The following is a 20,106-nucleotide window of genomic DNA, read 5'->3' as shown; positions in this document are numbered from 1 at the left end:
ACTCACCGGAAGTCCCGCGAGGCGGTGGCCAGGGCGTCCGCCGTCTCCAGCGGCTCCAGTGCGTCGGCGGTGACGGTCACCGCCCCGTCGGCGTTCTGGGCGATACCCCGGACCATCAGCATGCGTGCCGTGGTCGCGACCTTCCGCCGGGCCTGCCACAGTCCCGGGGAGACCATGACGTTGACCAGCCCCGTCTCGTCCTCCATGCCCAGGAAGGTCACCCCGCCGGCGGTCATGGGGCGTTGCCGGTGGGTGACCACACCGGCGACGATGATGCGTCGGCCGTTCTCCACCGACAGCAGGTCCGACGCCGGGACGACCGGGAAGTTCCCCGGCCAGGCGTCCAACCGCGCACGCAGCAGGCGGACGGGGTGACCGTCCGAGGTGACACCGGTGGCTGCGACGTCCGCCGCGGCGAGTTCGAAGGCGCTCATCCCCGGCAGGGCAGGTGTGGAGACCGTCGACGTCCCCGGCAGCATCCCGGCGCGCTCGGTGGCGGCGACCCCGGCCGCCCACAGTGCCTGCCTGCGGGTGAGCCCCATGCTGTCGCATGCTCCGGCCCGGGCCAGGGCGGAGACCTCGTCCACGGTGAGGCCGGCCTCCCGGGAGAGGTCGGCGATCGCGGTGAAGGGTCCCCCGCGGTCCGTACGCGCTGTCACGACCCGCCCCGCCGACTCTGCGCCGATCCCCTTCACCGACCCCAGGCCGAGCCGGATGTCACCGTCCTCCACGGTGGCCTCGACCCGCGAGGCGTTGACGTCCACCGGGCGGACACCGACACCGTGCCGGCGGGCGTCGGAGACCAGGGACTGCGGGGAGTAGAACCCCATCGGCTGGGCGCGCAGCAGCCCCACACAGAACTCCGCCGGGTAGTGGTACTTGAACCAGGCGGAGAAGTACACCAGGGAGGCGAAGGACTGCGCGTGCGACTCCGGGAAGCCGTAGGACGCGAAGGCGATGACCTTGCGCCAGAGCCGTTCACCCGCCGACCGGTCGATGCCGTGTAGGTCGCAGGCACCGCCGATGAACCGCTCGCGCAGCCGCTCCATCTTCTCCGGGGAGCGTTTCGACCCCATGGATCGCCGGAGCGTGTCGGCCTCGGCGGGGGTGAAACCGGCGACGGCGACGGCCATCTGCATCAGCTGTTCCTGGAACAGCGGGATACCGTAGGTGCGCCCCAGGACGGGTTCCAGGACGTGCCCGAGCTCGGGAGGGTCGTAGGTGACCTCCTCCACCCCGTTACGTCGGCGGATGTAGGGGTGCACGGAACCACCCTGGATCGGCCCCGGGCGGATCAGCGCAACCTCGACGACCAGGTCGTAGAACTCCCTGGGCTTCAGCCGCGGCAGGGTGGTGAGCTGGGCGCGGGACTCGACCTGGAAGACACCGACGGCGTCCGCACGAGCCAGCATGGCGAAGACCTCCGGCTCGGTGGGCTGGAGTTTCCACAGCTCGATACAGTCACCCGTGGTCTCCTCGATGAGGTCGACGATGTGGTGCAGCGCCTCGAGCATGCCGAGACCGAGCAGGTCGAACTTCACCAGGCCGACGGCCTCGCAGTCGTCCTTGTCCCACTGCAGCACGGAACGGTCGTCCATGCGGGCCCATTCGGTGGGGACGACGTCGGCGATGGCCCGGTCGCAGATGACCATGCCCCCGGGGTGGATGCCCAGGTGGCGGGGCTGTCCCTTCAGGGAATTCGCCAGGGCCGTCACCGGCTCCGGCGGGTCCTCCAGCCGGCGGGTCCATGCGTCGACACGTCCCGGGTCGTACCCGAGGGCACGGGCCGCGTCACGCAACGCCCCCTTCCTCCGGTAGCTGATGACGTTGGCGACCTGGGCGGCGTTCTCCCGTCCGTAGCGTGCGTAGACGTGCTGGATCGCCTCCTCCCTCCGTCCGGACTCGATGTCGAGGTCGATGTCCGGCGGCCCGTCCCGTTCCGGGGAGAGGAACCGTTCGAAGAGCAGGTCGGCCCCGACGGCGTCGACGTTGGTGATGCCCAGGGCGAAGCAGACCGCCGAGTTCGCCGCCGAGCCCCGCCCCTGGCAGAAGATGTCGTTCCGGTGACAGAAGTCGACGATCTCGTGGACGATGAGGAAGTAGCCGGGGAAACCGAGGGTCTCGATGATCCCCAGTTCATGCTCGATCGTCGCCCAGGCCTTCGGGTTCTCGTCCCGGGTGCCGTAGCGCTTCTCCGCGCCCTCGTCCGTCAACACCCGCAGCCAGCTCATCTCGGTGTGCCCCTCCCCCACGGGGAAGTGCGGCAGTTGCGGTGCGATGAGGTTGAGGGTGAAGGCACATTCCCCGGCGACGCGCACACTGGTGGCGACGGCGTCGGTGAGCCAGTCGCAGTCACCGGCCAACGCCACCATCTCCTCGCCCGAGCGCAGCCAGGAGCCACCCAGCGGGTGGGTGCGCGGCATGGCGGTCTGCACGTCCTCCCGGCCGTGCAACGCCGCCTTCGCCCCGGCGAGGCGTGCCTGGGACGGGGTGGCGCAGGTGGCGGCGGTGGAGACGATCTCGGTGAGCCCGTGGTCCCGGGCGAGGTCGTGCAGGGCCTGGTTCCGGTCGACCTCGGCCGGGCTCCCGGTCTGCGCCAGTTCCACCAGGCAGGTGTCCGTACCGAAAGCGGCGAGCACCTCCTGCGCCCGGTGCAGGTGGTGGTGGTCGATCAGGACGTACCAGTGTCCCCCGGCAGCGTCCGCGAGCTCCGGCAACGACGGGTAGTCGGCCGCGTCCTTGTCCCGGCGGGCCATGCGTGCACCGGTGACGGCACGGGAGAGCCGACGGTAGCCGTCCTGCCCCCGGCACAGGACGGTCAACGGTGCCGCATCCGTGCCGAAGACGGAGAGTTCGGCGCCGAAGACCGTCGGCAAGGCGACCTCTGCGGCGGCGGTGGCCAGGCGGGCCGCCCCGTAGAGCCCGTCCCGGTCCACCACGGCGAGGGCGGTGAGGCCGAGACCGACGGCGGCGGCGACGTACTCGTCGGGGTCGCCGGCACCGTGGAGGAAGTTGTAGGATCCGGCGGCGTGGAGCTCGGCGAAAGGGACCGTGGCACCGGCCTCCGGCGCGGTGGCCATAGTGGCCGCAGCGTCCGGCCCGCGTCCCTCCCCGACGATCCGCAGCGGGCCCACGTCGATCCCGGAGAGGATACGTTCCAGGCGCGACCAGCTGAGCGCTTTCCCGTTACTGAACACATGTTCGATACTAGCGCAGGTGCCGGACACGGCGCACCGTGGCAGACTCTGTAGGCATGGACAGCACGGCAGAGGATCTCGACCAGGTCGGCGCCCGGCTGCGCGCCACACGCCAGCAGCTCTCGATGACCCTCGCCGACGCCGCCGAGGCGACCGGCATCTCCCGGAGCACCCTGTCACGACTGGAGAACGGTGGACGTCGTCCCACCCTGGAACTGCTCATGCCGCTGGCCCGGCTGTACCGTGTCGCACTCGACGACCTGGTCGGCGCCCCACAGACCGGCGACCCCAGGATCGACATCCGGCCGCTCTACCGCGGCGGTGCGGTGCACCTGCGCCTCGGCGGCGACGAGGGCGTCACCGCATTCAAACACGTGATCCCCGGCGTCGCGGCCGACCGCCGTCCGGACACGGCACCGCGGCAGCACAGTCATCCGGGACGGGAGTGGGTGTTCGTCCTGGCGGGGACACTGCGCCTGGTCCTCGACGGGCGGGAGTACCTGATCAACCCCGGGGAGGTCGCCGAGTTCGAGTGCACGGTCCCCCACTGGTTCGGCGCCGGCGGGGAGACCGCCGTGGAGTATCTCGGCCTCAGCAGTCCCGGCGGGGAGAAGGTGCACCTGACACCGAAAACCAACTAGACAGAGCGGTTCATCCTCCTGTACTACTACTACCATTGCGCGAAACCCCGCTACTCCCATGACGTCCCAGGAGGACCCCTTGATCACGCGTCTGAAGAAGGCTGCCGTCGTCGGCGCCGTCGCCGCTGTCTCCGCCGCCGGCCTGACCGCCTGCATGAGCGACGGCAGCGACGGCGACGGAGACACCATCCGCATCGGCTCCACCGAAGCCAATGAAAGCCAGTGGCAGGTGTTCCAGGAGAAGGCCGAGGAGGAGGGCCTCTCCGTCGAGATCGAGTCGATCACCGACTACAACCGGCAGAACCCCGCCCTGTCGGAGGGTGAGCTGGACGTCAACCAGTTCCAGCACATCCTCTACCTCGCCCAGTACAACGTGAACGCCGACGACGACCTCGTCCCCTTCGGTTCCTCCCAGACCTTCCCGATGGGCGTCTACGCCAAGGACGCCAGCACCGTCGAGGAGATCGCCGAAGCAGGGGAAGTCGTGATCCCCAACGACACCACCAACCAGGGCCGCGCCATCAAGGTCCTCGCCGCAGCGGGCCTCGTCACCCTGCGGGACGACAACCTGCTGACCCCGGGGCCCACCGACATCGTCGCCGACGAGTCCGACGTCACGGTCACCCCGGTCGAGGCGGCCCAGACCGCCGTCGCCTACAACGACGGCACCCCGTCGGTCATCAACAACAACTACCTCGCCAACGCGGACGTCACCGCCGACGACGCCGTCTACAAGGACGACCCGGACGATCCTGCCGCCCAGCCGTACATCAACGTCTGGGTGACCACCCAGGAGAACAAGGACAACGAGGACTTCCAGAAGCTCGTCGAGATCTGGCACTCCGACGAGGTCCAGGAGGCCGTCGCCAACGACACCGGCGGAAGCGCGGTCAAGGCTGAGTTCACCCCCGAGGAACTCGAGGAGATCCTCTCCACCACCGAGGACCAGATCCGCGAGCAGGGTGACCCGGACGACACGGAGGGCTCGGATGAGTAGTGGAACCAGCGGCACCGCCGTCGAGTTCCGCAACGTCGGAAAGGTCTTCACCCAGGGGAAGAAGTCCGTCACCGCCCTGGAGGACGTGTCGATCACCGTCCCGTCCGGATCGATCGTGGGCATCATCGGCTACTCCGGTGCCGGCAAGTCCACGCTGGTCCGCCAGATCAACGGACTGGACAAGCCCACCAGCGGCCAGGTCCTGCTCGACGGGCAGGACATCGTCCCGCTCAGCGAACGGGAACTGCGCGGGATCCGCCGCAACATCGGCATGATCTTCCAGCAGTTCAACCTGCTGAGCTCGCGCACCGTCGCCGCCAACATCGCCTACCCGCTGAAGCTGCAGGGCATGGGCAAGGCCGACCGTGAGGCACGGGTGACGGAGCTGCTCGACTTCGTCGGACTCTCCGACAAGGGCCGCTCCTACCCCGAGCAGCTGTCCGGCGGCCAGAAGCAGCGTGTGGGGATCGCCCGCGCACTGGCGACCAACCCGTCCCTGCTGCTGGCCGACGAGGCGACGTCCGCACTGGACCCCACCACCACCCGCGAGGTCCTGGAACTCCTGCGCAAGGTCAACGAGGACCTCGGCATCACCATCGTGGTCATCACCCACGAGATGGAGGTCGTGCGCACCATCGGCGACCGGGTGGTCGTCATGGAGAACGGGCACGTGGTCGAGCAGGGGTCGGTGTACGAGGTCTTCTCCCGACCGCAGACCGACACCGCGGCGAACTTCGTGGCCACCTCCCTGCGCAACACCCCCGACATGGTGGAGTCCGAGGCGCTGCAGAACCAGAACGGGCGCCTGTTCACCGTGACCATGAAGGAGGGCGCGGGGTTCTTCCACGCGATCTCCGAGGTGGAGCGCGCCGACGTCAGCGTGAACATCGTCCACGGCGGTGTGACCACACTGCAGAACCACTCCTTCGGCCGACTCACGGTGCGCATGACCGCCACCACCTCCGAGGGTGAGGACGCCGTCGAGACGTTCTACCGCACCCTGTCCGCCACGACCGAGATCGAGGAGATCCGATGAGCTCCACCAGCGCAGACACCCTCCTCCTCGCCAAGGACACCAACTGGGAGTTCCTGACCCCCATCTACCAGGACGCCATCGTCGAGACGCTCTACATGGCGATCTGGGGCCTGGTCATCGGCGGTCTCGTCGGACTGGTTCTCGGTATCCTGCTGTACACCACCCGCGGCGGCGGGGTACTGGCCAACCGTCCGGTCTTCTGGGTACTCAACGTCCTGGTCAACGTGGTCCGGCCGATCCCGTTCATCATCCTGATCACGGCCCTGGGACCGTTGACGAAGATCGTGACGGGGTCGATCCTGGGCATCAACGCCGCGACCTTCGCGATCATCATCGCCGCCTCCTTCGGTGCCGCCCGCATCGTGGAGCAGAACCTCGTGTCCATCGACCCCGGTGTCATCGAGGCCGCCCGGTCGATGGGGGCCGGTCCACTCCGGATCATCTTCACGGTCATCATCCCGGAGGCCCTCGGCCCGTTGATCCTGGGTGCGACGTTCATGTTCATCGCCATCATCGATATGTCCGCCATGGCCGGCTACATCGGCGCCGGCGGGTTGGGCGACTTCGCGATCCAGTACGGCTACCGCGCCTTCGACAACAACGTCACCTACGTCGCCCTGATCACCATCATCGTGATCGTGCAGGCCGCGCAGCTGTTCGGTAACTGGCTGGCGCGCAGGATCATGCGCCGGTAACAATCCGGTCACAATCCGTGAAGTCTCTGCCATAAGCGGTGATTTTCACTGGGGCTCCCTGTAGTCTCTGACGTCGTGAGTACACCCGCAGACACCCGCCGGACCAGACGCCGCGCCGCCACCGTCGGCACCGCCCTGGTCGGCGGGTGTCTCTGCGTGTCACTGGTGGCGTGTTCCGACGCCGACCGGGCCCCCCGCGCCGAAGACGTCACAGCGGTCAGCGCCGCCACCGGCACCGCCCCCGACACCGCCGAGTTCGACGCCCCCGGGGCGGAACTCGGTTCCCCGGTCCCCCGGGCGTCCAGCGAGTCCGGCCCGTTGACCGGGTCACAGCCGCTGGACGTCCTCCCCGCGGACGAGACCAGGATGACCGTCTCCGAGGTCCGGACGGGCAGCTACGAGGCCTTCGACCGGATCGTCGTCGAGCTCAGCGGGGACGGAGCGCCCGGGTGGTTCGTCTCCACCGACGACGACCCCACAGCCGACGGCTCCGGTCTCCCGCTCAGCTACGAGGGGGACACCGCCCTGGTGATCGACGTCCGTGGTGTGGAGCTGCCGTCCGACTCTGCCGAGGACCCCACCCCGGTCCACGACACCGCTGAGGGGGTCGTGCGGTCCGTCGACGTCCAGAACGTGTTCGAGGGGACCCAGCGCATCGTCATCGGACTCGACGGCGCCGCCCCCACCTACAACGTCACCCTGCTGGACTCGCCGACGCGCATCGTGGTGGACGTCATCCGGCCGGGCTGACCTCCCGGCGTACCTCCACCGCGACCCAGGATCTCCCGTCCTTCGGACGGTCACCGCAGGACGAGACGACCGGGTGGCAGGTCTGTGACTCCAGGGTCACCAGCCAGGACTCCCCTCCCCGGCGGACCCGGACCACGGGGCTACGTCGCGCATGCTTGTCCTTCCTGTCTTTCCTGTCGTGTTTCTTGCCGAGCCCCTGGGCCGCCGCCGCGTCCTTCACCGCACGTTCGTAGTCGCGGACCGGCTGGAAGTGCCCGCTGCGGTACAGCTCCTTGAGCTCCGGGTAGCGTCCCGTGGCCTTCATCTCGATACGTTCGGTGATCAGTTCCCCCGCCCGCCGCCGCAGCTCCGGGTCCACCGCCTCGGAGACGGCGGCGTAGGCCTCACTGCGGGAGCTGCCGATCTCCGGTGCCGCGTCCTTCTCCCCGTACTTCTCCCCGTACTTCTCCCCGTACTTCTCCACAGTCAGCTCACCGAACGCCGGTGGCTCACCCTGCGTGGTGAGCAGCCGCGCCACGGCGAGTTCGGCGACCTGTCCGTGGGAGTCGAAGGTCCCCCTCCCCCGGTTGCCCTCGACCGGTACCCGCCCCCTCCCGACGGTCTCCATCATCGCCGAGGCAGCGGGCACGTCCAGGTCCCCGAAGGAGTAGTTGTGGGGCAGCAGGATCATCGACGGGGCGAACCGGTGTCCCTTGGTGTGCGAGGACTCCCAGACGTTCTCACCGGTCTCCCCGCCGTGACGGTCGGCGAGCGCCGCAGCCATGGGGCGCCCCTTCACCGCACAGCAGGTGTCGCGCTTGCCGTGGGTGCAGACGAGCAACAGGGGGTGGTCCACCCGGGTGGCACCGGGCACCGACCCCGGTGTCGACAGGTCCACGTCCAGCAGCCCCTTCACCCCACCGGACAGTTCCAGACGTTCGAGGGTCGGTGGGGTGGCGGCCGCATCGGCGATGAAGGCGACGGCGGCACCGTCCTGCCCCGCAGCGCCCTGCCCGGCACGGCCGGGGCGTCGGATGAACTGCAGTTGCGCACGGTACTTCTTGAGCCAGCGTTTCACCTGGCCCGCGAGGTCCTTCCCCAACGCCTCCCCGTCCAGGATGTCTTTCCCCCACCCCTGCGGGTACTCGACGGCGACGATCAGCCGTCCCGTCTTCGCTGTTCCGGGCAGAGGCTCCCGGGTGATGTCGGAACACAGTCCCGACCGGGGGTTCCGTGTGGTGGGCATGACACCGATTCTAGTACGCCGGGCGCTCAGTACGTCGCCTCGATCCGCCATGCCCTGCCGCGACACACCAGCAGGAACGCCGCCGGCTCGTCGGTCGTGACCTGGAGCCTGGCGTACCTGCGGGCAGCACCGCTCTCGGACCACCACATCTCATCAACCGGCCAGGGGCCGGCCCACCCCGTCAGACGGTGGACCCTGCCACCCCACCGCAGCGCCGCCGGTGGGCTGCTCATCACCCCTCGACCGGTGACCCACACCGGTTCGCCGGTGTCGTCCAGAAGCTGGACAGAGGACGCGGGATGACGCGGCCCCGGCGCCCGGAGCCGGTCAGTGGCGGAAGACTGCGCAGAGCCCACCGTCTCCGGCGCCCCGATGAGGGCAGGCAACGGCGCAGGGAGTTCCCCGTCCCAGGCACGGTCGTGCACGGCGGTGACCTCCTCCGGGTCCTGTTCACCGTAGGGCACCGTCACCACCCGGCCGGCCACGGCACGTCCACCACGGTGCACCGGACGCAGCACCCCACGGGTGCCGATCAATGCCTGGGCGCGCGCCGCAGCAGCCCGCGCCGCCCGGATCCCGACGTCCGGCCCTCCCCAGAGGGCCTCAGCCACCTCGCCGGCCGGCACACACTCCACCGGCACCAGGTCGATCGCACTGATCCCTCCGACGCCGTCCGGTGTCTCCGGGAGGTGGACCCGCACCCGGGTGAGCCATCCGTCCAACTGCCACCGCACCCGCTGGGCGGTGTCCTCCTCCGCCAAGGGTTCCCGGCATCGCCACAGACGTTCGACCACCACAGGTCCGTGGTATCCCGCAGGCGGGTCCAGGTGGGCGCGCACCGCCAGCCGGAGACAGACCTGACCCATCTCCGCCAACCGTTCATGCAGGCGGACGGCCGCCTGGCGTGCGAGGAACGCCGCCGTCCCGGTGTCCGCCACCGGCTCGTCCGGTTCCACCCGGACCTCCAACGGCACCGCGGTGCGCTCCGGGGATACCGGGCGTTCCGGCTCACCGGAGGCGATCCGGTGCCACCGCACCCCCTCCTCACCGAACCGTCCCGCGACATCGGTGACCGGCAACGCGGTGAAGTCGCCCAGGGTGCGGATACCCAGCTGCGCCAGCACCGACACCATGTCCTGCGGAGGCCCCACTGATCCTTCAGCAGCCAGGATCTGCAACGGCAGGCGCGCCAGGTAGCCTTTCGATTCTCCCGTGGGCACCTGCCGCCCCTGCCGGGCAGCCCACACCGCGGTGACCACCTCGTCGGCTGCCCCTGCCAGGCAGTCCGCCCCGACGCGGGCCGCGGCGTCCACCAGTAACTCCACGGCCGTGGCCTCGTCACCGTAATAGCGCACCAGGGAAGAAGCGGAGAACGCGAGCAAGCCCGGCCGCAGTGTCTCCACCCCGGCGGCGACGGCCTCCAGGGCAAGGAGCACCTCCTCGTGCGCCTCCGCCTCCGCAGACTCCTCCACCTCACCGACCTGCAGGGACGGGCACGTCCCCACCGCGTGTCTCTCTTTCATGCCCTGGTGCACCCCGGCCCGACGCGCCGCGGCGTTCGCCGCGTGAACACGGTGATTATCCACCACCGCAGCCGGCGCAAGCAGGTCCCACCCCCGGCGCAGAGCCACGGTGTACACCGGCCAGTCGGGGAACCAGAGGACGACCACCCGATGCGCGCTCACAGTGCCTTCCCCTCCGGAAGCTGGGCCCGTCGCAGACCGACTGCCGCATCATCCGTCCCGACAGTGCCCCGGAACATCTGCGGCGGCTGAGCCTGACCCCACGCCTGGCCGACCACCGACACACCCCGTACCCGGCCTGACCCCACACCGAGACCGGTGACCCCGTCGGTACGCCAGGACAGGTGGAGACGTGACCCCGGCCAGGAGCGGACACCGGCACACACGACCAGGGCACACCGGCTCCTGCGCAGATGTGCCTCCACCGGACGCGCAGCGGACGGGGACACCGCCGCCGGAGCCGCGTACACGACCATGTCCACCCCCTCGACCAGGGTGCCCACGACAGCCGTCGCATGCGGCGTCGGATCCGGGACGAGGATCAACCGCTCCAGATCCCCACCACCGGCGGCCACCGCCGCCAACGCCAGACGCGGATACCCGACGACCGCCGCACACCCACCGTCCGCGGTCAGGGTGGTCAGCAGATCCACGAGGGCTGCGGGACAGTCGTCCACGGCAGTCACCGCCCCCCGCGGGAGGCCACCGGCCACCAGGGCATCCGACAGCCACCCGGGCACCGGGACGCGCGAGGCATGGTCAACCTCAGGCAGGTCACCGGTGGTGCCCCTGCCGCCGTCACCGATTGTCGCGATCCTGCTCCGGAGTTCAGCGACGATCGCCCCCCGGTCTCGCACACCCGTTCCCTGCGGCTGCTCCACGACCCTCACCTCCTTACCCTCACAGCACTCCACGACCATTCCAGCCACGGCAACACTACGGGAGCGCCGTGACATGCGCCGTCCGATGACCACACCCATTAGAACACCTGTTCTTGTTAAGTCAGGTTATTCCTCCCTCGGGTGACCGTCAAACCCCGCCCTCCGGCTACGATGGACAGCCATGGCACGCAGCACGGACCCCACCGGTACCCACCCCGTCCACCCCACCCCCGTCACCCCACGCCCCCTGCGTGCCGGTGTCGCAGCCCTCATCGGTGCCGGAGTGGGTGCACTGGCGACGCCCACCTCGACCGGTGTCCGCGTGGTACTGATGCTGGTCTTCCTCGCCGCCGGGCTGCTCTGGCTCTTCAGCCACCCCTACCGCCGTGACGTCCGCGCCGCCGTCGAAGCCCGTGGGGACCGCTACACCACCCGCATCAAACAGGTCGTCCCCCTGTTCCCTGTCTGGCTCGCGTTGATGCTGATCCCCGCCTTCCAGTTCGACAACTGGGCCATCGCCGTCATCGTCTGGGCCGTCGCCGGCGTGTACACCTGGCAGATCGTGCCGCGGCTCGACGGAACCCGCGAGCTCGAGGATCTCGCCGCGGTCGACGCCAGAGACGTCTGAGCCGACTGGGCCGACTGGACCGACTGGCCGACACCCGGCAGAGAAACACAGAACCCCCTTTCCCCGTCCGCGCACCGGCCGGGGAAAGGGGGTCACCTGTGTAAGGTCACTCCCACTCGATGGTTCCCGGCGGCTTGCTCGTGACGTCGAGCACCACCCGGTTGACCTCCTCGACCTCGTTGGTGATCCGCGTCGAGATCCGCTCCAGGGTCTCGTAGGGCACCCGCGTCCAGTCCGCCGTCATGGCGTCCTCACTGGTCACCGGGCGCAGGACGACCGGGTGACCGTAGGTACGGTGGTCACCCTGCACCCCCACCGAACGCACGTCGGCGAGCAGGACGACCGGGCACTGCCAGATCGTGTTGTCCAGTCCGGCGGCGGTCAGCTCGGCGCGGGCGATGGCGTCCGCGGCGCGCAGGGTCTCCAACCGGTCCTCGGTGACCTCACCGATGATCCGGATACCCAGGCCCGGTCCCGGGAACGGCTGACGTCCCACGATGACCTCCGGCAGCCCCAGCTCCCGACCCACCGCACGGACCTCGTCCTTGAACAGCAGCCGCAGCGGCTCGACGAGAGTGAACTCCACGTCGTCCGGCAGACCACCGACATTGTGGTGGCTCTTGATGTTGGCGGTCCCCGTCCCCCCGCCGGACTCCACGACATCCGGGTACAGGGTGCCCTGGACGAGGAAGTCCACCGACGAGCCCTCCGGCGCATCCTCCAGCACCCCGGCGACGGCGCGCTCGAAGGACCGGATGAACTCCGCACCGATGGCCTTCCGCTTGGCCTCCGGGTCGGTGAGCCCGGACAGCTTGTCCAGGAACGCCGCCCGCTCATCCAGGGTGACCAGCTTCGCCCCGGTCGCGGAGACGAAGTCGTGCTCGACCTGCTCACGCTCGCCGGCACGCAGCAGACCGTGGTCGACGAAGACACAGGTCAGCCGGTCACCGATGGCCTCCTGCACGATGGCGGCAGCCACCGCGGAGTCCACACCGCCGGAGAGCCCGCAGATCGCACGCCCCTCGGGGCCGACCTGCTCGCGCACCGCGGCGACGAGCTGCTCGGCGATGTTGCCGGCGGTCCAGGTGGGCTCCAGGCCCGCGACATCGTAGAGGAAGCGGGTCAGCACCTCCTGGCCGTGCGGGGAGTGCTGGACCTCCGGGTGGTACTGGACGCCCGCCATGCGCTTGTCCAGGCACTCGAAGGCGGCGACCGGGGCACCGTCGGAGTGCGCGGTGACGGTGAACCCCTCCGGGGCCTCGCTCACCGCGTCGCCGTGGCTCATCCACGCCTGGTGGGTGGCCTCGAAGCCGTCGTGCAGTGAACCGCCGTCGACCGAGATCTCGGTACGGCCGTACTCACGGTCACCGGTGTGCGAGACCGTGCCGCCGAGGGCGTGGGTCATCGCCTGGAAGCCGTAGCAGATACCGAGGACCGGCACGCCGAGCTCCAGCAGTTCCTTCTGCAGGGCCGGGGCGCCGTCAGCGTAGACGGAGGAGGGCCCACCGGAGAGGATCAGGGCCGCCGGGTTCTTCGCGGCCACCTCCTCGACAGGCATGGAGTGGGGAATAACCTCGGAGTACAGCCGGGCCTCACGCACACGACGTGCGATGAGCTGCGCGTACTGGGCACCGAAGTCGACGACGAGGACGGGCCGGGGTTCAGGACGGGGACTGCCGGCGCCTGCGCCGGCCTGCTGCTGATGTGTCACGACGCCCACTCTACCGAACGCCCCACCAGCCGTTACCGCCGGTCGCGAACAACCCGCCGACACCTCGGATCCACGGCGTCCGGAGAATTCACCCTCCGTTCACCTCCGGACTTCACGAGTCGAGGTGAACCCCATACACTTTCAGGGAGTACCCCCAACGACACGTCGTCGACCATGAATGGAGCCCAACGTGCCGGCAGAGGTCACCGACCGCTCACCCGCCTCCACCACCACCGCCACGGAGGCCGGAGAGGTCACCAGCACCACCCCACCCGAACCGGTACACAGCCCCCTCACCCGCCTCGGACTCCGCGGGCGTCCCCTCGCCTGGGCGAACTGGTTCTGCGTGGCGCTGGGCATCTACCTCCTGATCACCGCGGTCTCCGTGGTCGGCGGAGGATTCAAGGCCGCCACCGGAGGCCAGGCCGAGGAGCTCTTCGCCTTCGCGTCCAACCCCCTGGTCGCCCTCATGATCGGACTGCTGGCGACCGCGCTGATCCAGTCGTCCACCACGGTCACCGCCATCATCGTCGGACTGTGCGCCGGCGGACTGCCGATGGCGACGGCCATCCCCATGCTGATCGGCGCCAACGTCGGCACCACTGTCACCAGCACCCTGGTGAGTCTGGGAATGGTCCGCGACCGGGAGTCCTTCCGCCGGGCCTTCGCCGCCGCCTCCATCCACGACGTCTACAACCTGCTCGCCGTGGTGATCTTCCTCCCGCTGGAACTCGCCTTCGGCGTCCTCGAGAAGACCTCCCGCTGGCTGTCCAGCCACATGGCAGGCAGTGACGGAGGCGTCCTCGCCGCCGTCTTCGGTGGCCTCGGCGACGCCGTCACCGGTGTGACGGACCCGCTGGGAAACCTCATCGCCGCAGCCGTCGGCCCCGTGCCCGGTCCCTGGGACGGCATCGTCCTCATCATCCTGGGTATCGCCATGATCCTGACGGTCATCAACATCATCGGCAAGCTGCTGAAGGTCGTGATGGTCGGGCGGGCGAAACAGATCCTCCACACGGCCATCGGACGTGGCCCGATCTCCGGCATCACCTCCGGCACACTGATCACCGTGATGGTCCAGTCCTCCTCGACGACCACCTCACTGATCGTCCCCCTCGCCGGTTCCGGCACCTTCTCCCTCCGACAGGTCTACCCCTTCACCCTCGGGGCCAACGTCGGTACCACGCTCACCGCCCTGATCGCCGCCTTCGCCTTCACCGGTCCGGACGCACAGTTCGCCCTGCAGGCCGCCCTGGTCCACGTCCTCTACAACGTCTTCGCGCTGCTCGTGATCTACGGACTGCCCTTCCTGCGGTGGATCCCCCTCGCCGGTGCCACCACGCTGGCCCGCCTCGGCGCCAGGAACAAGCTGTACGTGGCCGGCTGGGTCATCGGCGTCTTCCTCGTCCTGCCCGCCTCACTGATCCTGCTGACGGTGCTCCTGTGACCGACCCCGAGAACACCCGCCCGCCCGGCCCCACCGAAGCCCAGCTCGAGCGCATCCTCGTCGACACGGAAGGCGCCCTGCAGGCACTGCGTGAGGAACTCGCCGAACACCGTCGGCTGCGGGAACAGCACGACGCCGTCGAACAACTCCCCCACCTGCTCAACGCCTCCTCGGAGAAGTGGGGGAATGTGCGACTCTTCCTCGACGACCTCGTGGAGGAGCTGCGGGCGAACCGCCAGCCCGGTGACACCACCGCGGACGGCGACGGCAGAGGTACCGGCTGAACGGCAGAGGCACCGGTCGGTTCTCCGGGGAAAACCGACCGGTGCCTCTGACAGAAGGCCGTCACCTCTGCCACCTGACAAACGGCGGGGTGCGGGCTCAGCGCACCGCGAGCGGGACCTTCTGGAAGCTCTTCAGGTCGGTGTACCCGCACTTGGCCATCGAACGCCGCAGTCCGCCGACGAGGTTCTCCTCGCCGTAGGGGTTGTCCGTCGGCCCGAACAACAGCTTCTCCAGCGGCAGGGTCTCACGCGAACCGAAGGTGCCGTAGACCGCCTCCGCCTCGCCACGCGGGAGACTGGGGTGCGCCGCGACCGAGGGCCAGAAATGGCCGCGCCCGCCGGAGCTGTCCGCCATCGCCAGCGGAGCACCCAGGGACACCGCGTCCGCGCCACAGGCGATGGCCTTGGCGATGTCACCGGCGACCTCCAGGTGGGAGTCGGCGATGACGTGGACGTAGCGGCCACCGGTCTCGTCCAGGTAGTCCAGCCGGGCCGCGGCGGCGTCGGCGACCGCGGAGGCCATGGGGACGTCGATGCCCAGCGCCTGGCTGTTCGTCGTGGTACCCGAACCGACGATCACGCCGGCAGCGCCGGTGCGCATGAGGTGCATCGCGGTGGTGTAGTCCACCACCCCACCGGCGATGACCGGGACGTCCACCGAACCGATGAACTCCTTGAGGTTCAACGGCTCACCGTTGGAGTACACGTGCTCGGCCGACACCAGCGTCCCCTGGATCACCAGCAGGTCGATACCCGCCTTGATCAGCGCCGGCGCGAAGTCACGGGCGTTCTGCGGGGACACGCGCACGCCGAAGGTCACCCCGGAGTCGCGGACCTCCGCCAGACGCTCCGCCAGCAGACCGTGGTCCACCGGCGCCGCATGCAGTTCCTGGAGCACGCGCTGTGCCGCGTTGTCCGGTGCAGGAAGACCGAGCGGGTCAGAGTCGCCGGCCGCTGCGCGGACCTTCGCCAACGCACCGTCGAGATCGCGGTGGCGTCCCCACAGCCCTTCGGCGTTGATGACCGGCAGCCCGCCGAGACGGCCGAACTCGACGGCGAACTCCGGGGTCACCACGGCGTCCGAGGGGTGCGCCATGAACGGGATGTCGAAGCGGTAGGCGTCGATGCGCCAGGTCGTGTCGACGTCGTGGGACGACCGCGTCCGCCGCGACGGCACGATGTTGATCTGGTCGAATCCGACGACACGGCGCGCCGTCCGTCCCATCCCGATGTTCACCTGTTCCTGCATGGGTGCCTGGTTTCCTAACGCTGGTAGTAGTTCGGGGCTTCGACGGTCATCTGGATGTCGTGCGGGTGCGACTCCCGCAGGCCCGCACCGGTGATACGGACGAAGTGGGCGTCGTTGAGGTCCGCGACAGTGCGTGACCCGGTGTACCCCATGGCGGCACGCAGCCCGCCGACCATCTGGTAGATGATCGAGTCGACGTTGCCGCGGAAGGGGATGCGCCCCTCGATGCCCTCGGGGACGAGCTTCTCCTCGCTGGTCACGTCCGCCTGGAAGTAGCGGTCCTTGGAGTAGGAGCGCTGTTCGCCGTGCAGGCCGCGGCCCTTCATCGCGCCCAGCGACCCCATGCCGCGGTACATCTTGTACTGCTTGCCGTTGATCACGGTGATCTCACCCGGCGCCTCGGTGGTGCCGGCGAGCAGGGACCCCAGCATCACCGAGGACGCACCGGCGGCCAGGGCCTTGGCGATGTCACCGGAGTACTGCATGCCGCCGTCGGCGATGATCGGGACGCCGGCCTTGCGTGCCGGGACAGCGGCCTCCAGGATCGCCGTGATCTGGGGGGCGCCCACACCGGCGACGACGCGGGTGGTGCAGATCGAGCCGGGGCCGATACCGACCTTGATGGCGTCCGCGCCGGCCTCGATCATCGCCTCGGCCGCACCGCGGGTGGCGAGGTTTCCGCCGATGACGTCGACCCGGTCACCGAACTCCCTCTTCACCCGGGAGACCATCTCCAGCACACCGGTGTTGTGGGCGTGGGCGGTGTCGACGACCAGGGCGTCCACACCAGCCTCGACGAGCGCCCCGGCCCGACGCCAGGAGTCCTCGCCGGTGCCGATGGAGGCACCGGCGAGCAGACGTCCCGAGGCGTCCTTCGCCGCGTTGGGGAACTTCTCCCGCTTGGCGAAGTCCTTGACGGTGATGAGCCCGGTGAGCACACCTTCACCGTCGACGATCGGCAGCTTCTCGACCTTGTTCTCGCGCAGCAGGCGCAGGGCGGCGTCGGCGGAGACACCCTTCTCCGCGACGATGAGCGGCATCGGGGTCATCACGTCGGCGACCTTCGCGGAGAAGTCCTCCTCGAAGCGCATGTCACGGTTGGTGCAGATGCCCACGAGTCGTCCGGCACCGTCGACGACGGGCAGTCCGGAGATGCGGTAGCGCGCGCACATCTCGTCGACCTCGCCGATCGTCATCTCCGGCGAGCAGGTCACCGGGTCGGTGACCATGCCCGCCTCACTGCGCTTGACGATCTCGACCTGCTCGGCCTGGTCCTCGATCGACAGGTTGCGGTGCAGCACGCCCATGCCGCCCTGCCGTGCCATGCCGATGGCCATACGTGCCTCGGTGACGGTGTCCATCGCCGCGGAGATCACCGGGACGTTCAGCGTGATGTTGCGGGTCAGCTGCGTGGTCGTCGCGACCTCGGAGGGGATGATGTCGGACGCCGCGGGCAGCAGCAGGACGTCGTCGAAGGTCAGACCGACCAGCTCCACCTTCCTCGGGTCGTCGCCACCAGTGGTCACAAGCTGGGCATCGGTCATGCCGGTCAGGCCTCCTGCATCCTAAGACATCCGTCGGGTACTACCAGACAGGATAACCCGTCACCGGCGGTTGTCCGGCATCAGTACCCGGAGGGTCCGCCGGGGTCGCCGTGGCGCACCGGCGCTGTTCCCCTCACCGCGCCCACCGGGTAGTCTCGTCTGCGTGGACTTCGACGATTCTCTGATGCCCCCGGACCCGTTCGCCGATGATCCGGAGGACCCTGCGGCCCTGTTCGACGACGAGGTGGACGAACCCCTGTCCGACGAGGAGCGTGCCGCCCTGCGCGAGGACCTGGCCAACGTCCGCCGTTTCCGTGAGCTCCTGGAACCCCGGGGTGTGCTGGGTGTGTCGATGACCTGTGACGACTGCCGGGAACTGCACTACTACGACTGGCCGATCCTGGTGTCCAACCTCACGACGATGCTCAACGACGGGCCGGTGCCGGTCCACGAGCCCGGCGCCGACCCCGACCCGGACTTCTACGTCCCCTGGGACTACTGCGCGGGATACGCCGACGCCGCGGACTGGCTGAGCCGGGGACCGCGGACGTTCCGTAAGTGGGGGCGCTGACGCTGAGCCGGGGACCGCGGACGTTCCGTAAGTGGGGGCGCTGACGCCGAGCCGGCGACTTAACGCGCCTGGCCGGGCGTGGGCTCCGCGGGGGAGTCCGCGTCGTCACCGTCGCGCTGCGCCTTCGGCGAGCTGCTCGGGGTCGTCGAACTCGTCGACGAGGTCGAGGAGGGGGTCTTCGCCGGCGCGGCGGCTCCCCGCTGTGGCTCGGCCATGACCATCGGCCCACCCGGGACGGCGGTCTCGACGGGGGCCTCGGACGCCTCCGCGTCACCCGCGGACTCGCCCTCGTCGACCGCTGCACCACCGTCGCCGGTGGTGTCGGTCGGTTCGGCGGAGTCCGCCCCGCTCCCCGACTGCGGGTCGGCAAGCACCATGCCGCCGGCGTCAGCGCCGCGGTCCACGGACTCCGTGTCCGACTCCGACGGCGCACCGTCGTCCGACGCCCGGGAGGTCTCCCGCTCCGGGTCAGCGTCACCCGGACGGGCGGAGGAGTCCGCGGCACCCTCGCCGCCCTGCTGCCCGGACTCGGCGACGATCGAGTCCGACCCACCGGAGCCACCGGAACCACCCGGGATCAGGGCGTTGACGGTGAAGCCACCGACGACGAGTGCGGCCGCGACACCGCTGCCCACCACCAGCGACGTCAACGAGACACCACCCAGGGCAGCCACCCCGCCGGCACGGCGCACCGCGCGACGACGGCGATGACCCGACAGCGGCACCACCGGCGCCGCCCCGTCCTGCGTGTCCGCCGGGCCGACGGACGGTGCGTCCGGCATATCCCGGTCGGTCTCGGCACGGGCGTCCGCGAGCAGCCGGTACAGCGGGTCCGTCCCCGCCTCCCCTTCCAGCTTCCCTCCGGCGGCGATGGCGTCCAGCATGCGGTCGGCAGCGCGCACGGCGTCGACGTCGGCACCATTCACGGTGTCGTCGTCGAAACCCTGCGGGTCCCACCTGTGCTTGTCCATCATTCCGTCCTCGAGGTCTCGCGGGATTCCAGGGTCTCCCGCATCTTGGCCAACGCCCTGAACTGTGCGACCCGCACCGCTCCTGCCGTCGACCCGACGATGTCCGCGGTCTCCTCGGCGGAGTACCCGCCGAAGACCCTGAGAGTCACGATCTGCCGTGCCTTGTCACTGAGCGTATCGAGCAACTGTGCGACTTCGTTACAGGAACTCAGGTCGATCGCCACCGACTCAGGGGTGTTTCCCGTCACTTCCTGGTCCGGCACCTCGTCGGTGGGAACAGCGAGGTCACGGGACTGTGAACGCCGTGCATCCACGATCTTGTTCGCGGCGATACGGTACACGAACGCCATGAACGGTTTGCCCTGGTCCTCGTACCCTGGTATCGCGCGGGCCACAGCGAGGCAGATCTCCTGCGCCAGGTCTTCGGGGGTGGGGTACTTCGTCGACGGGACGCGGGCACGGCAGTACCTGACGACCGGCGTGTGGATGAGGTCGATGATGCGCTGGAGCGCCCGCCCGTCCCCCTCCACTGCGGAGGGCACGAGACGGGGCAGAGCCTCGTCGATGTCGTCAGTCGCTGTCATAGTCCTCGTGAAACCACGGTCAGGGCAGGCCGTCGGGTCGCGGGTCAAGCTCGCCTGCCTGTGGGCTGAAATTACCACAGCGGGCCAGGCGCCCGGGACTTACCCGGGACTACCCTCCCGGAAAATGTCACATCATGAACAGCTGCCGGACACCTGTTGTTCACACACGGGG

Annotated in this window: 18 protein-coding genes; 9 read left to right on the top strand and 9 right to left on the bottom strand. The window is 69.3% G+C overall.

Features of this window, described 5'->3' with window-relative positions:
• Positions 1-2 precede the first annotated feature (2 nt).
• Positions 3-3,197 carry an error-prone DNA polymerase gene (locus PQI66_RS07360; RefSeq protein WP_339997145.1) on the bottom strand — a complete coding sequence of 1,065 codons (3,195 nt, stop codon included), beginning with the start codon at positions 3,195-3,197 and terminating at the stop codon, positions 3-5.
• Positions 3,198-3,253: 56 nt separating this feature from the next.
• Between PQI66_RS07360 and PQI66_RS07355 the strand changes: the two genes are divergently transcribed.
• From PQI66_RS07355 to PQI66_RS07335, 5 genes are all read left to right on the top strand, one after another.
• On the top strand, positions 3,254-3,838 hold the full coding sequence (locus tag PQI66_RS07355; RefSeq protein ID WP_339997141.1) for a helix-turn-helix domain-containing protein: 585 nt from the start codon (positions 3,254-3,256) through the stop codon (positions 3,836-3,838).
• 79 nt (positions 3,839-3,917) lie between these two features.
• The gene (locus tag PQI66_RS07350) at positions 3,918-4,835 is read left to right on the top strand and encodes a MetQ/NlpA family ABC transporter substrate-binding protein (protein WP_339997140.1); all 918 of its coding nucleotides are present in this window, start codon (positions 3,918-3,920) and stop codon (positions 4,833-4,835) included.
• Complete coding sequence (locus tag PQI66_RS07345; RefSeq protein WP_339997139.1) at positions 4,828-5,871, top strand: methionine ABC transporter ATP-binding protein; 1,044 nt, start codon at positions 4,828-4,830, stop codon at positions 5,869-5,871. Before PQI66_RS07350 ends, PQI66_RS07345 begins: the two co-directional genes overlap by 8 nt.
• Entirely contained in the window at positions 5,868-6,566 is a 699-nt protein-coding gene (locus PQI66_RS07340; protein WP_339997137.1) for a methionine ABC transporter permease, read from the top strand. The genes PQI66_RS07345 and PQI66_RS07340 overlap by 4 nt, the downstream gene beginning before the upstream one ends.
• Positions 6,567-6,641: 75 nt before the next feature.
• Positions 6,642-7,316, top strand: a complete 675-nt coding sequence (locus PQI66_RS07335; protein ID WP_339997136.1) for an AMIN-like domain-containing (lipo)protein — start codon at positions 6,642-6,644, stop codon at positions 7,314-7,316.
• On the opposite strand, the gene PQI66_RS07330 is transcribed toward PQI66_RS07335, so the two are convergent.
• The 3 genes from PQI66_RS07330 to PQI66_RS07320 are packed head-to-tail and all read right to left on the bottom strand — an operon-like array spanning position 7,300 to position 10,945.
• A complete protein-coding gene (locus PQI66_RS07330; RefSeq protein ID WP_339997134.1) occupies positions 7,300-8,541 on the bottom strand; it encodes a sucrase ferredoxin in 1,242 nt (413 codons plus the stop codon). The two genes, PQI66_RS07335 and PQI66_RS07330, sit on opposite strands and share 17 nt — an antisense overlap.
• Positions 8,542-8,567: 26 nt before the next feature.
• Positions 8,568-10,226: a Y-family DNA polymerase gene (locus PQI66_RS07325; RefSeq protein WP_339997132.1), complete on the bottom strand. Its 1,659-nt coding sequence runs from the start codon at positions 10,224-10,226 to the stop codon at positions 8,568-8,570.
• Positions 10,223-10,945, bottom strand: coding sequence for a hypothetical protein (locus PQI66_RS07320; RefSeq protein WP_339997131.1), 723 nt, complete (start codon positions 10,943-10,945; stop codon positions 10,223-10,225). The genes PQI66_RS07325 and PQI66_RS07320 overlap by 4 nt, the downstream gene beginning before the upstream one ends.
• Before the next feature lie 181 nt (positions 10,946-11,126).
• Here PQI66_RS07320 and PQI66_RS07315 point away from each other — a divergent pair, with 181 nt between their 5' ends.
• Positions 11,127-11,573 carry a hypothetical protein gene (locus tag PQI66_RS07315; protein ID WP_339997129.1) on the top strand — a complete coding sequence of 149 codons (447 nt, stop codon included), beginning with the start codon at positions 11,127-11,129 and terminating at the stop codon, positions 11,571-11,573.
• Positions 11,574-11,679: 106 nt separating this feature from the next.
• Here PQI66_RS07315 and guaA read toward each other — a convergent pair whose 3' ends face one another.
• Positions 11,680-13,284, bottom strand: a complete 1,605-nt coding sequence (guaA, locus tag PQI66_RS07310; RefSeq protein WP_339997128.1) for a glutamine-hydrolyzing GMP synthase — start codon at positions 13,282-13,284, stop codon at positions 11,680-11,682.
• 190 nt (positions 13,285-13,474) lie between these two features.
• Between guaA and PQI66_RS07305 the strand changes: the two genes are divergently transcribed.
• Complete coding sequence (locus PQI66_RS07305; protein WP_339997127.1) at positions 13,475-14,731, top strand: Na/Pi symporter; 1,257 nt, start codon at positions 13,475-13,477, stop codon at positions 14,729-14,731.
• Positions 14,728-15,015, top strand: coding sequence for a hypothetical protein (locus PQI66_RS07300; protein ID WP_339997125.1), 288 nt, complete (start codon positions 14,728-14,730; stop codon positions 15,013-15,015). The genes PQI66_RS07305 and PQI66_RS07300 overlap by 4 nt, the downstream gene beginning before the upstream one ends.
• 97 nt (positions 15,016-15,112) lie before the next feature.
• Here PQI66_RS07300 and PQI66_RS07295 read toward each other — a convergent pair whose 3' ends face one another.
• Together PQI66_RS07295 and guaB are read right to left on the bottom strand one after the other, a co-directional pair.
• Entirely contained in the window at positions 15,113-16,264 is a 1,152-nt protein-coding gene (locus PQI66_RS07295) for a GuaB3 family IMP dehydrogenase-related protein (RefSeq protein WP_339997123.1), read from the bottom strand.
• A gap of 14 nt (positions 16,265-16,278) precedes the next feature.
• On the bottom strand, positions 16,279-17,808 hold the full coding sequence (guaB, locus tag PQI66_RS07290) for an IMP dehydrogenase (RefSeq protein WP_339997121.1): 1,530 nt from the start codon (positions 17,806-17,808) through the stop codon (positions 16,279-16,281).
• 163 nt (positions 17,809-17,971) lie between these two features.
• On the opposite strand from guaB, the gene PQI66_RS07285 reads away from it, so the two are divergent.
• Complete coding sequence (locus PQI66_RS07285; protein WP_339997119.1) at positions 17,972-18,379, top strand: DUF5319 domain-containing protein; 408 nt, start codon at positions 17,972-17,974, stop codon at positions 18,377-18,379.
• A 59-nt stretch (positions 18,380-18,438) separates the two neighbouring features.
• Here the strand turns inward: PQI66_RS07285 and PQI66_RS07280 are convergent, their stop codons facing one another.
• Positions 18,439-19,350 carry a hypothetical protein gene (locus PQI66_RS07280; protein ID WP_339997117.1) on the bottom strand — a complete coding sequence of 304 codons (912 nt, stop codon included), beginning with the start codon at positions 19,348-19,350 and terminating at the stop codon, positions 18,439-18,441.
• Positions 19,350-19,934 carry a sigma-70 family RNA polymerase sigma factor gene (locus PQI66_RS07275; RefSeq protein WP_339997116.1) on the bottom strand — a complete coding sequence of 195 codons (585 nt, stop codon included), beginning with the start codon at positions 19,932-19,934 and terminating at the stop codon, positions 19,350-19,352. Before PQI66_RS07275 ends, PQI66_RS07280 begins: the two co-directional genes overlap by 1 nt.
• Positions 19,935-20,106: the final 172 nt, after the last annotated feature.

The sequence above is a fragment of the Corynebacterium sp. USCH3 genome (genome assembly GCF_037619475.1).
Classification (GTDB): Bacteria; Actinomycetota; Actinomycetes; order Mycobacteriales; family Mycobacteriaceae; genus Corynebacterium.
This window is presented reverse-complemented; position numbering and strand designations above follow the sequence as displayed.